This is a genomic window from Schaalia sp. JY-X169, assembly GCF_014069575.1.
In the GTDB taxonomy this organism is placed as follows: domain Bacteria; phylum Actinomycetota; class Actinomycetes; order Actinomycetales; family Actinomycetaceae; genus Scrofimicrobium.
Window position 1 is genome coordinate 744,101 of sequence record NZ_CP059675.1, and the last position, 13,133, is coordinate 757,233.

Sequence of the window (13,133 nt, forward strand, 5' to 3'; positions counted from 1 at the left end):
GGCCGCAATGGCTAATGACGAGCAGGACTTCCAGTTACCGCAGGGCATCGATCCGGAGATGGCCCCCTTCTTCGCCGCCGCCCAGGAGGAAGACGAAGCAGACGATGACGACCTACGACTCGACGCCGCCCCCGGTAGCGAGGATGCCGTTGCGGAAGAAGGTGACGCCGACCTCGATGTTCTGCGCGCCATCGTTCGCGACACCCTCCTGGCCGGTGCAGACCCGGACCTGGTCGACGCTGTTCTGGCGGGGGAACTCGGTGAAGATGAGGATGGTGACGAAGAAGCCGAGGGCGAGGTCGATGAGGTAGCGCTTGCGGCGCTCGCCACCGGTGAGGCACACGCAATCTACCGTTCTTTGCTGACTCGTAACCCCGAGCATGACTTCGACCCGTCGATGGTCCGCATGCAGCAGGTCCTGGATATTTTGGGGGATCCTCAGGACAGTTATCCTTCCATCCATGTCGGTGGAACAAATGGCAAGACATCGACCACCCGCATGGCTGCGGCGCTTCTGCATGCATTTGGTCTTCGCGTTGGAACATACACTTCCCCGCACCTTGTGGATGTGAGGGAGCGGATTGCCATCAATGGGGAGCCGCTTTCGCCGGCGGAGTTCGTGGCCGCTTGGAAGGATGTGGAGCCCTACATCGGCATGGTTGATGCTGCTTCGGCTGCTCAGGGACAGCCGCAGATTTCGTATTTCGAGGCTCTGACAATAATGGCACTCGCCTGGTTTGGTGACGCACCCGTGGATGCGGCCGTTGTGGAGGTCGGGCTTGGGGGACGTTGGGATGCCACCAACGTGATTGATGCTGGAGTTGTCATCATCAGCCCCATTTCGCTAGATCACCAGAACTGGCTGGGCAATACCCTCACCGAAATTGCCTTTGAGAAAGCACAAATAATCAAGGACAGGTCGATCGTCGTTGTCTGCCATCAGGAAGAGGTAGTCCTCGAGGTCATCGAGCGCCGCGCCCTCGAAACCGATTCGGTACTTTGGCTAGAAGGTCGTGACTGGGAGGTCCTAAGCCGCACCCCAGGAGTTGGTGGGCAGATTGTGGATGTTCGCACTCCAACAGGTGTTTATGAGCAGCTCTTTGTGCCACTGCACGGCCTGCATCAGGCGCATAATGCTGCGGCCGCCCTTGTGGCTACGGAGGCGATGATGGGCGGTAAGGTGCTTCCGGCCGAGGTCGTTGAGGAGGGCTTCTTGACGGCTCGTTCCCCCGGACGCCTCGAGGTGGTACGCACCTCCCCAACGGTCGTCGTGGATGCAGCGCATAACCCCGCCGGGGTGGCCTCCTTGAGGGATGCTCTTGACGAGTCCTTCCGCTTCAACGTTACGATCGGTCTGTTCTCAGCAATGGCAGACAAGGCCATTGAAGAAATGCTGGTTGAAATTGAGCCGGACCTCAGCGAAATCGTCCTCGTTCCCATGGGTGGGGACCGGGCTGCAGATCTAGAAGATCTCAAAGTGATTGCCGAGGACGTGTTTGGCGCAGACCGAGTCCATGTCGCTGAAAACGTAGCCGACGGTATCGATCGGGCCACGGCACTTGCTGACACACCCCAGGATCCGACATTGACGCGCGGCATCGTGGCATTCGGGTCGATTCAGCTGGTCGGTGAGGTCACAGCCCTGCTGCGCCGCTAACGGGGTGCGGGTGCGCGGCACCCACACCGCCCCTGCGACCCACACCCACATCGGCCTCCGCCCCCGCCTCCGCGAAATCGAATAGTATCGACAGCTTCGGGTCCAATAACAGTGTAATGTGTCGATACTATTCGATGTCGCGGTTTGAGGTGGGTAGTGACGGCAACGGTGACCGGTCGTAGAGGCGGGAAGGATACCCGCAGCCCCTTCTGCTAAGAGCCGCATTCCGGAGCCGGTGCGGCCATACGGAGCTCGGTGCGGCCATACGGAGCCTGCTACGCCACACGGAGCCAGTTAGGCTTGCATAACGGTGTAATCCCTGGCTGTGCTGGGCCTATCGGGCTCCCTATGGCTCAAGTAGCTCCCTCACGACACGGGGTAGCGCCGGTACCAACCTCAACGACAAGCAAACAGCAATCCATCGACTCCCAACACTCAGGCAGGCGGCGGCACTCACGAAATGTATACGTGGGGAACCAGAACGCCTCTGGGGTACGTACCCCAGGCACGCATTGGTTCCCCACGTATACATTTGAGGGTGCGGTGCTGGGTCAGTGGGTGGGGTCGGGTGCGGTGCCGGGTCAGCGGGCGGGGTGCGGGTGCGGTGCACGGTTGCGCGGCCAGATCTCCGGGCGCGCAACTTCGTGCGGGGGCGCCATGGGACTTACGGACTGGGCTCCAGGCTGGCAAGATTGAGAGGGATCGGGCTTTAGCCCGCGCCCACAAGAATTGGAGTACTCAATGAAGAAACTCATCAATGATCCAAAAGCAGTTGTCCGCGAAACCCTTGAGGGTTTTCAGGCAGCTCACGGCGACCAGGTAAAAGTCCATTTTGACCCCGACTGGGTTGAGCGCGCTGAGCCAAAAGCAGACGGCAAGGTAGGCGTTATCTCCGGTGGGGGGTCAGGACACGAACCCCTCCATGCAGGCTATGTCGGACTTGGAATGCTTGATGCCGCTGTTCCCGGAGCCGTATTCACCTCGCCAACTCCCGACCCCATTGTCGAGGCGACGAAGGCTGCCGACCGAGGCGCCGGGGTGGTCCACATCGTCAAGAACTACACCGGTGACGTCCTCAACTTTGAGACTGCGGCGGAGCTAGCGGGAATGGATGACGTCGAGGTTGAGACAGTTTTGATCGACGACGACTGTGCGGTCGAAGATTCCCTGTACACGGCTGGGCGGCGCGGCGTTGCCGGCACGGTAATTGTCGAGAAGATCGTCGGCGCTGCGGCGGAAGCGGGCCTGCCGCTCGGTGAAGTCGCACAGATTGGCCGCGACGTTAATGCCAACACGCGCTCAATGGGCCTGGCTCTTGGGCCCTGCACGGTTCCCCACGCAGGTAAGCCTTCCTTCGATCTGGAGGAAAATGAGATCGAGTTGGGTATAGGTATTCACGGTGAGCCCGGATACCGTCGTGGCCCGATGGAACCGGCCGACGACCTCACCGAGGAACTCTATGTGAAGGTGCGTGACGACCTCGGCTTGAAGTCAGGTGACAGTGTTATCGCCCTCGTCAACGGTATGGGGGGAACCCCGGAGTCAGAGCTGTACATTGTCTACCGCAAGTTGGCGCAGTTGCTGGCAGCCGATGGCATCGAGGCAGCCCGCCCGATGGTGGGCAACTACGTAACCAGCCTAGAGATGCCGGGTGTGTCAATCACACTGACGCGCGTCGATGACGCAATGCTCGGCTACTTTGATGCACCGGTCGACACTCCAGCTTGGAAGAACTAGCAAGATCCTCATGATGTGGGTGCGCCCGGCTCGCAACTGTGGGCTGGGCGCACCTACGTCGCCTTGAAACAGTGCAGAATGTATCCGTGGCATTTTCTTGAGAGAAGTGGAGTCCGTCATGGGAAAGAACGTAACGTGGGCGCGTCGCTGGGTGGAGCTTTCTGCCGAGAGGATCGGGGAAAATCGCGAGTTGCTGATCGACCTCGACCGTCAGATCGGTGACGGCGACCATGGGGAGAACATGGACCGTGGTTTCTCCGCCGTCGTTAGCGGGCCCGGTCTTAGTGAGGCCCAAAGCGGCGCAGATGTGTTGAAGTACGTGGCGAAGACTCTTCTTTCGACCGTGGGTGGCGCAGCGGGACCACTGTATGGAACCGCCTACCTACGCGGCGCAGGAGCAATGCCGGAAGGTGACCTCACAAGTCAGGACGTGGCCAATGTGCTCGAAGCCGCAGTGAAGGGGGTGCAAGCACGTGGCAAAGCGGTGGCGGGAGAGAAGACCATGGTTGACGCGTGGCTTCCCGCGGTGCAGGCCGCCCACGATGTGGCTGACGAGGGCGGCGATGTTGTCGCCACGTTCGCTGCAGCCGCATCTGCTGGCCATGCCGGTTCCGAAGCGACGATTCCGATGAAGGCGACCAAAGGTCGCGCCTCCTACCTCGGTGAGCGCAGCATCGGCCACCTTGATCCAGGGTCGGCTTCTTCCGCACTGCTTCTTCAGGCTGCTGCCGACGCTGCATCCGAAGTGTTTGCTGAGAGTTCGGAGTAGGGATGGGGAAAGTCGCCCTCGTACTGGTTTCTCATTCCCACGCACTTGGGGTGGGCCTGGTTGAACTGGCCAAGGCAATGGCCGCGGACGTCCATATTCGTGCCGCGGCCGGCACAGACGACGGAAGGCTTGGCACGTCCTTTGACCTAGTCGAAACCGCGGTGCAAGAGGCGCTGGTGGTGTCTGACGGTGCCGGCGTTGTCTTGCTCACCGACCTGGGTTCCGCCACTCTCACCGTTGATACAGTGCTGGAATTTGCGGACGATCCAGACGCATTACGTTTTGTGCCCGGGCCTCTCGTTGAGGGCGCGGTCGCGGCGGCAGTTACCGCGCAACAGGGTGGGGACTTAGACGCGGTTGAGGCTTCCGTGAAGGAAGCCGCGTTGCAGTGGTGTGAAAAGGACTCGGTCGATCAGGGTGGTGCCGTGCCAGGCACCGAGTCTGCGGAAGCAGTCATAGCGGACGCTGCGGGATTACACGCCAGGCCAGCTGCCATGCTTGCGCAACTGGTGACAGGCTTTGATGCTCAGGTGTATGTGAACGGGACTCCCGCCGACTCCATGATAGAAATCATGGGACTGGGGGCGCGTCAAGGCGATAAAGTTACAATCACCGCCAAGGGCGCTCAGGCTGCAGAAGCAATGCAAGCCGTGGCTGACGCGATTACTATCGGCTTTGACACTGACGGAACGAACTAACAAGCGAGGAAACTTCATGCCAACACCCGATCTACTGGACCCAAGCAAGGAGCACTCCCTCGTCCTCATTAAGCCCGACGGAGTTCGTCGTGGGCTGACTGGGGAGATCCTCCACCGCATCGAACAGAAGGGTTTCGTACTCAAGGGACTGAAGATCAAGAAGGCTTCAGCAAGAATCCTTGAAGAGCACTACGAAGAACACGTGGACAGGCACTACTTCCCAGCGTTGCGCGACTACATGATGGAAGGCCCACTGGTTGCAGTGGTCGTTGAGGGCGATCGTGTCATCGAAGCCCTGAGGATCATGGCCGGTGCAACGAACCCCACACTCGCAAATCCCGGCACCATTCGCGGTGACCTGGGCCGCGACTGGGGTCGGGACGCAGTAGAAAACGTGGTTCACAGTTCAGACTCGCCAACGTCTGCGATCAGGGAGATTGCGTTGTGGTTCCCAGAACTGTCGTATGACGAATCAGGGGAGTCCACCCTGTAGTACGCCCACCAGAAGAAAGTCCACGGTAGGCAAACGTGTATCTCAAAGAGTTAACCGCCGCCGGATTCAAGTCTTTTGCTTCGACCACCCGGTTTCGCTTTGAACCGGGCATCACCGCCATTGTTGGGCCCAACGGGTCCGGCAAATCCAATGTCGTAGACGCATTATCCTGGGTGATGGGGGAGCAGGGGGCTAAATCTCTGCGTGGCTCCAACATGTCCGACGTGATTTTCGCCGGGGGAACAACCCGTGGCGCCCTCGGGCGTGCTCACGTTGAGCTCACCATAGACAACTCCGATGGAAAGCTCCCGATCGCCTACTCGGAAGTCACGATCTCGCGAACGATGTTTCGCTCAGGCGGCTCCGAATACGCAATTAACCGCTCTCCCGTGCGTCTCCTTGATGTTCAGGAGCTCCTTTCCGATTCTGGGTTGGGGCGGCAAATGCACGTCATTGTGGGCCAGGGGCAACTGGACACAGTGCTGTCTGCATCGCCGGTCGACAGGCGGCTCTTTATAGACGAGGCCGCGGGCGTTGCCAAGCACCGGCGCCGTAAGGAACGTGCGCTACGCAAGTTGGAGTCGATGGATGCCAACCTGGTTCGCGTCCTCGACCTCACAGAAGAGATGCGGGCACGACTGCGTCCACTGGCACGTCAGGCAAAAGCAGCGCGGGAAGCGGCAGGGGTGCGCTATCGTCTGGGCTACGCAACCGCCCGGATCCTCGGGGATGACCTGGTCGTGTCCCGCGCCAAGCTGGACCGCGACCTCGAACGACTTGAGAGACTACGTGACTCAGCACGGCGCGAGACCGACGCCCTCGAAGAGCTGAAGGAACGTCAGAAGGCTGTCGTGGGACAGCAATCCCGCTTCCGGGAGCGCGCCGAGCAGGTTGGTGAGCTGTACAGGGATTTCACTGAGGCAAGAGAGCGATTCGTTGCGGTTGAAGAGATAGCTCAAGAACGGGCCTCCTCCGCCGCACGCACACCGACGGCCGTGTCGCAGAGTTCCGTGGATCTTGCGGACGAAAGAGCCAAGGAGGCCGCCGCGGAGGCGCAACTTCTTCGTAGTGCCACTGAGGCGAGCGACGTTGCTTACCGGGATGCCAGCGTCGGGCGTGAGTTGGGTGAATCGAAGGTGCGCGATGCTGAAAAGGTCCTACGGCAGGTGACCGCTGATCTACGAGCTGCCCAAGAGAGCTTTGCGCGCCTCAAGCGAGATGCGGAGACCGCTGCCCTTGCCGTGGAGGCCTCGGCGGGACAGGTGCGGGGCGCACGCGAGCGGTTGACCGCGGCAAACGGACGTTGTGACGGTGCTCGCAAGGCAGTTGCTGATTTTGTGAGTACCTCACCCCACCACGATTCGGGTCTCCTTACCGGCATTGCGGGAGACACCGTCGGTTCGGAGGCCGCCGCATACGAGGACGCGGCGCGTGAGGAACAGGAAGCACGGGATCGGCTCGCAGTATCCGAGAGGTTGGAGCGGGACTGCCGCGAGGATGTTTCTAGACTGCGTTCAAGGCGGGAGACTCTAGCTGCTTCGCTTGAAGGGGGCCGTGAGGCAACCCCGTCAAGATCTGAGGAAGTGAGGCACTTCCGGGATCGGATTGGGGTCAGCCCGAGGCTTGAGGACGTTCTCGTCATTGAGCGCGGTTGGGAAGAGGCGATAACCGCGCTTCTGGGAACCATGCTCTCCGCGCGCGTTGTCGTCGGTGAAGGTGAGAGCCGCAACCTACTCGGTCAGATGCCCGACATGTTGAGCGCCCCCGACTTAGGTGCGGCGGGTCTTGTCTTCACAGATACTCCCGCGGGTCGAGGGGGCGGCGTTGAAGGGCCTGTGGCGGCCCTCCAGCCGGAACCCGAGCTATTAGCACTGGCACAGGAGTGCGGGGTCAGCCCGGCACATGATGTCGTGAAGTCGGCATCTGCACCCGGGGCTTCACCGGGTTCCTACCTCGAGCGGTTACTCGCGGACACCTGGGTCTGCGACGAGGTGGGCGGCGCCCTTGCTTTCCTGGACCGTCTGGAAGCCGAGATGGTGCCGGGTTCGGACCCGCAGTCCACGCCCACAATTGCAACGCGTCACGGTGCGGTCCTTGGCCATGATTACGTGCGTTTGCGGGGTCAGCAGGAAACGTCACGTTTGTCCCTGCGTGCCGACTTGGAGGAAACGTCGGCCCAGGAGGCTCGCGCTAATGACGCCCTCGAGGACGCGACTCGCAGTGTTGAGACTGCGCGTTCCACTCTTACGGATGCGGTGAAGCGAAAGAACGAGGCTCTGACCCGGCTTCGCGCGGCAGATGCTGAGAGGGCGAAACATGCTCAGGAGGCCGCCCGCCTGAACGCCCTCGCCCACGCTAGTGAAGTTGACGTTGACCGAATAGCGAAGCAGGTGGAGGACGCGCAGAAGCGCCTGGAGCACAGCCGAATGCTCGCGGCGGAAGCGGAGGCAAAGGTACCTGCCGCGGACCCGTCTGAGGATTCGCGGGCTTTGGCAGACGCTTCGTCAGCGGTCGAGGCAGCACGCCAGGCTCTACAGGAGGCTTGGGCGGCAGAGAACCAGGCCCGGTTGGACGCCCATGTCGCTAGGGAAAGATCCACGGCTGCTGACCGCCAAGCACGAGCTTTCGCCGCGCAGGCGCAGAGCCTACGTGAGGATCGTGCGCGCCAGGTCGCTCGCGAGGCCGCAGCCAAGCACGCCGTTGGTGGTTTTCAGTCGGTGATGACTAAGGCACGTGAAGGTGCTGCCCGGGCCGAGGGCGCTGCTGGGCAGGCCCTGAGTTTGCGTACACAAGCCCGGGAGCGCTTCGAGGAGCTGTCGTCCGAGGCCGAGCAGTTGCTGATGCAGATTGGTGCCATCGAGAAGGAACGTGCAAGCGGCAACGACGAATTGCTTCAGACCGAAGTGGCAGTTGCTCAGGAACGCTCCCAGGTCACCGCGCTGGAAGAGAAAGCGAAGACCCTGGTCGAGGACTACGGCAGACTGCTGAATCTACGCATGCCATCCCTGCTGGGTAAGTACGGGAATACGGAATCTGCCGGCAGTGGGGAAGTCCCGGCTTCATCGGAAGAACATGGTGGCGCAAACCCTGAAGAAGATACCCAGGTCAACACGGACGCCTTGTGCGGGGACGCAATAGTTGCCTCGTTTGGGCCTCACGTGCCGTGGAACCCTCAGCCGCCCCACCCGGAAGAAGGAGACGCGGAAGAGGGAGACGACCTCAACTCAAATGTCGTGTTCACACGTCAGCAGGCGGAAGAAGAACGAGGGCGAGCTGAGCGTGCCCTCTCGCGCCTGGGGATAGTCAATCCTCTGGCCGTCGAGGAGTATGAGGCGGCGTCGTCACGGTACAACTTCTTGCAGACGCAGGTGGAGGACCTTAACCGCTCCAAGTCTGATTTGCTGGCGCTGATAAAGGAAGTTGACGCGCAGGTTAAGTCGGCTTTCACTGACGCGTTTGCGGATACTGCGCAGAAGTTTGAAAGAACCTTCTCAGTCCTCTTCCCCGGTGGAACTGGACGCCTAGAGCTGACGGATCCAGACGACCCCCTCACCACAGGGGTAGAAATCTATGCTCGGCCGTCCGGAAAACGCGTTACAAGGTTGTCTCTACTCAGTGGTGGCGAACGTTCTCTGGCGGCACTGGCCTACCTGATAGCGATCTTTGAGGCGAGGCCGTCACCGTTCTATGTACTTGATGAGATCGAAGCGGCACTAGACGACATTAACCTGACCAGGGTTCTGCGCCTGCTGGAAGATCTGCGTCGCGAAAGCCAGCTGCTTATCATCACCCACCAGAAGCGGACCATGGAGTTCGCCGACGCGCTCTATGGCGTGACCATGAAAGACGGTATCACTGCGGTAATGTCACACAGAATGGCAGGCTAACGAGAGTCTTGAAGCAGCTAAGCTGACTGTGAATCCAAACTGTGGACAGGAGGAGCATCGCTGTGAAGGACGGATCCTCATGAGTGCACATCACGCCCTCTACTTGGCGCTCATTATCCTTGTGCTCCTCGCCATCCTGGTCCTGGTTAGTGCCGCCTTAGTGCGCCGCCCTCGCCAAGAATGGCAGGTTGCAGTGCGCGGCCAAACCAAAGATGTGAGGGAGTCGGGAATGCCGTCAATTCGCAATCCCGGATTGCGCCCTCGAAAAGTTAGTCTGGACGAAATGTGGGCCGCCAACTCAGTGCCGGAGAGTGCCTATCTTGGTGCGCCAAAGCTTCTTCATCGTGAAGAGGTGATGGCAGCCCTGGCTCCAGCTCCGCGTGAACTGGTGCAGCAGTACCAGGGAGTCTTCTTAGGGGCTCAGATTGCTCAGGGGCCAGCAGCACCGCCACCACCATCTCTCGATGACGACGAGTTCTATGAACCCGCGGTGATCACAGGTGAAGTATCCATCTTCAACGCTGCACTCGATCGTCCTGGTTATGAAGAGGATGAAGAGTGGACGGACGGCGCTGATCTGAAGTTCCTCGATGTGATGCGTGAGAAGGCGGAGATTGCTAAAGCGGCGTGGTCTGGCGTTAGCACATGGACCTCGGGCGCGGCGAGTTCCGTTCGAGCTCGCTTCGCCAAAGACGATGCAGATAGCGACTCGGTAGAGCACATTGTTGAGCCCGACCCAGACCCTCAGGTAGATTCTGAAGCCCTAGTTGACGCTGAGCCCATGGTCCAAGACGACTTGGAAGTGGACGTAGTGATCTTGGACGACGCTGAACTGGACGTGGAGGGCGAGACCTGGGGTAGCGAGGGAACCCAAGCGCAGCCGCCTTTGGTACCAGCGCCCCCTCCTGAACCAGAAGATCTTGACAACTGGGTGCGCGGCCTCGCAGGGGGCGAGGAAGACCGAGTGAACAGGTATCATCCCAGTTGGCGCCCGACCTCAAACACAGAATAGGACACCCCATGAACACGCTAACTGAGTTCTTCACAACACCGCTAGGACTCTTGATTGCAGCCCTAGTCTTGATTGTTGTCGTGGCCGTTATTGTTCGGGCGGTGCGTTCTGGGAAATCAGCACCCCAAGAACCCGCTGAGAAGGCGAAGCCAGCTCCTGCAACCCCACCTCCGGAAGAGGTTGAGGAGGTTGCGACTGCTGAAGACACCGAGGCTGTTGCCCCTGCTCTTGAAGAGCCGGAGGCCGTGCGAAGTCGCATGCAGCGCCTCCGCGCTCGCATGGCGTCGTCGGGTGGCATTGGGAAGGCTCTTCTCGCTGTCTTTGCTCGCGGTGACCTGAGTGCCTCCGATTGGGAAGAAATTGAAGACACCCTCCTGCTAGCCGATGTTGGTCTTGGCCCAACAGAAGAGATCATTGCGAGACTGCGGGACGAGGCGCGGGTTCGCGGAAGCCTCGACTCTGAGGCAGCTAGGGAAGTGCTCCGCGATGAGCTGCTGAAACTAGTTGATCCGGGCATGGATAGGTCGTTGAACCTGGAGCCCGTTACTGCCAGCAGTGGAAAGCTCGGTCCGGCAGCCGTCCTCGTCGTCGGAGTCAATGGAACAGGGAAGACTACGACGGTTGGAAAGATGGCTCGACTACTGCGCGCCGAGGATAAGACCGTTGTTTTGGGTGCCGCGGACACATTCAGGGCCGCTGCAAGCGAGCAGCTGGCGACTTGGGGTTCGCGGGTTGGAGTGCCAGTTGTCGCCTCAGATCGAGAAGGTGGGGATCCGGCCTCGGTCGCTTTTGAGGCAGTAAAGGTAGGGCTGGAAGCCGGGTCTGATGTCGTGATTGTTGATACGGCAGGCAGACTGCAGACCAAGACCGCACTGATGGACGAGCTGGGGAAGATTCGGCGCGTCATGGAAAAACAGGTTCCAGTTGGAGAGGTCTTGTTGGTGCTGGATGCCACCACGGGACAAAATGGTATGAAGCAGGCCCAGGTGTTTGCGCAGGCCGTGGGAATCACAGGGATTGTGCTCACAAAGTTGGATGGGTCTGCGAAGGGTGGAATTGTCATCTCCGTCCAAAAAGAACTGGGCGTTCCCGTCAAGCTGGTGGGCCTAGGTGAGGGGCCGGATGATCTGGCACCATTTGATCCCAGCGGCTTTGTTGACGCTATCGTTGGGGAATAACATCGGCCACCAAGCGGGTCCTAAACGAAGGGTTTACGTGTGTTTAACACTCTGTCTGATCGTCTGAGCGATTCGTTCAAGCGCATCCGTGGCAAAGGTGTGCTGTCTGAAGCGGATGTTGATGAGACACTCGGGGAGATTCGTCGGGCACTTCTGGATGCGGACGTTGCACTCCCGGTGGTCCGCGATTTCATCGCCAACGTTCGGGAGAAGGCTTATGGTGCAGCGCGTTCGAAGGCTCTGAATCCCGGCCAACAGGTTGTGCAGGTTGTGCACGATCAACTGGTAGAGATCCTCGGTGGTGCAACCCGGGAGTTAACATTTGCGCAGCGGGGGCCCACGGTCTTCATGCTCGCTGGTCTGCAGGGGGCCGGTAAAACCACCCTGGCCGGGAAGCTTGGTAAGTGGCTTCGGGAGAACGATAAGCGCGTCCTCCTTGTTGCATCTGACCTGCAGCGTCCCAACGCCGTCAACCAACTGCAGATTGTTGGCGAACGCGCGGGAGTTGACGTTTGGGCACCTGAACCTGGCAACGGGGTGGGCAACCCCATTGTGGTTGCGCGCAGCGGTTTGTCCGAGGCCGTTATGAACGGCTACGACGTCGTCATTGTTGATACCGCAGGACGACTGGGTGTCGATGAGGAAATGATGCAGCAGGCTCGCGATATTCGCGATGCTGTCAAACCACACGAAACGATGTTCGTCCTTGACGCCATGGTGGGTCAGGACGCGGTACAGACCGCAACGGCATTCCGCGACGGGGTTGGATTTACCGGTGTTGTTATGTCGAAGATGGACGGCGATGCACGCGGTGGTGCTGCGCTGTCCGTTCGTGGCGTGACCGGTGCGCCTATTCTCTTTGCGTCGACCGGTGAAGGCCTTGACGACTTTGAGCGTTTTCACGCTGACCGCATGGCGGGCCGCATCCTCGACATGGGCGATATCCTCACCCTGATCGAGCAGGCTGAGAAGAAGATTGATCAAGAGACTGCTGAAGAGATGGCCGCGAAGGCCATGTCGGGAGATCTGACTCTTGATGACTTCTTGAAGCAACTTCAGCAGGTCCGCAAGATGGGCTCCATGAAGAAGGTCTTGGGGATGATGCCTGGGATGGCCCAGGTCCGCGACCAGCTTGAGAACTTTGATGAGAAGGATGTTGATCGCGTTGAGGCGATCGTGCGTTCCATGACTCCCTGTGAGCGCAAAGATGTCAAGATCCTTAATGGATCCCGCCGTGCTCGTATTGCCAAGGGGTCGGGAACATCCGTCACTGAGGTGAACGGCCTCGTCAAGAGGTTTGAAGCAGCCAAGCAGATGATGTCTTCGATGGGGCAGGGCGGGATGCCCAACCTCGGTGCGATGCAGGGGCGACCCGGTCGGGCTGCTGGGCGCGCGAAGCAGAAAGAACAGGCGCGTCAGGCACAGGCACAGAAGGCTCGCGTGCAGAAGAAGGCGCGTTCGGGAAACCCGGCCAAGCGTCGTCAGCAGGAACTTGAGGCAATGCTGCCAAAGGGGCAGCGCGGTGGGAAAGCTGTGTCTCCCCAGGGGAGTGCGTTTGGGCTTGCTGCGGCTCCCGAGGCGACAGACGTTCGTGAGACGATGGATTCTCTGCCGGACGACCTAAAACGCATGTTGGGGAAGGGCTTCTAGCCCGCCCCGCTCCACAGCTCTAAGGTTGCCGGAAGCGCCTAAGGTTGCCGCC

At 60.1% G+C, this 13,133-nt stretch carries 9 protein-coding genes; all 9 read left to right on the top strand.

The features are described from left to right. Nucleotides 1-7 precede the first annotated feature (7 nt). Entirely contained in the window at nt 8-1,657 is a 1,650-nt protein-coding gene (locus tag H2O65_RS03300; RefSeq protein ID WP_182142174.1) for a folylpolyglutamate synthase/dihydrofolate synthase family protein, read from the top strand. A 741-nt stretch (nt 1,658-2,398) separates the two neighbouring features. After that, on the top strand, nt 2,399-3,394 hold the full coding sequence (gene dhaK / locus H2O65_RS03305) for a dihydroxyacetone kinase subunit DhaK (protein WP_182142175.1): 996 nt from the start codon (nt 2,399-2,401) through the stop codon (nt 3,392-3,394). A 118-nt stretch (nt 3,395-3,512) separates the two neighbouring features. Then, nucleotides 3,513-4,163: a dihydroxyacetone kinase subunit DhaL gene (dhaL, locus tag H2O65_RS03310; RefSeq protein WP_182142176.1), complete on the top strand. Its 651-nt coding sequence runs from the start codon at nt 3,513-3,515 to the stop codon at nt 4,161-4,163. A 2-nt stretch (nt 4,164-4,165) separates the two neighbouring features. Beyond that, nucleotides 4,166-4,861: a dihydroxyacetone kinase phosphoryl donor subunit DhaM gene (dhaM, locus tag H2O65_RS03315; RefSeq protein WP_182142177.1), complete on the top strand. Its 696-nt coding sequence runs from the start codon at nt 4,166-4,168 to the stop codon at nt 4,859-4,861. 16 nt (nt 4,862-4,877) lie between these two features. Next, nucleotides 4,878-5,354: a nucleoside-diphosphate kinase gene (ndk, locus tag H2O65_RS03320; RefSeq protein ID WP_182142178.1), complete on the top strand. Its 477-nt coding sequence runs from the start codon at nt 4,878-4,880 to the stop codon at nt 5,352-5,354. Between the two features lie 35 nt (nt 5,355-5,389). After that, on the top strand, nt 5,390-9,241 hold the full coding sequence (locus H2O65_RS03325) for an AAA family ATPase (protein ID WP_182142179.1): 3,852 nt from the start codon (nt 5,390-5,392) through the stop codon (nt 9,239-9,241). 79 nt (nt 9,242-9,320) lie between these two features. Further along, a complete protein-coding gene (locus H2O65_RS03330) occupies nt 9,321-10,253 on the top strand; it encodes a hypothetical protein (RefSeq protein ID WP_182142181.1) in 933 nt (310 codons plus the stop codon). Nucleotides 10,254-10,261: 8 nt separating this feature from the next. Beyond that, nucleotides 10,262-11,431 (top strand): signal recognition particle-docking protein FtsY, encoded by a 1,170-nt coding sequence (ftsY, locus tag H2O65_RS03335; protein WP_182142182.1) that lies wholly within the window; start codon nt 10,262-10,264, stop codon nt 11,429-11,431. A 39-nt stretch (nt 11,432-11,470) separates the two neighbouring features. After that, on the top strand, nt 11,471-13,081 hold the full coding sequence (gene ffh / locus H2O65_RS03340; protein ID WP_182142184.1) for a signal recognition particle protein: 1,611 nt from the start codon (nt 11,471-11,473) through the stop codon (nt 13,079-13,081). The last annotated feature ends 52 nt before the right edge of the window (nt 13,082-13,133 follow it).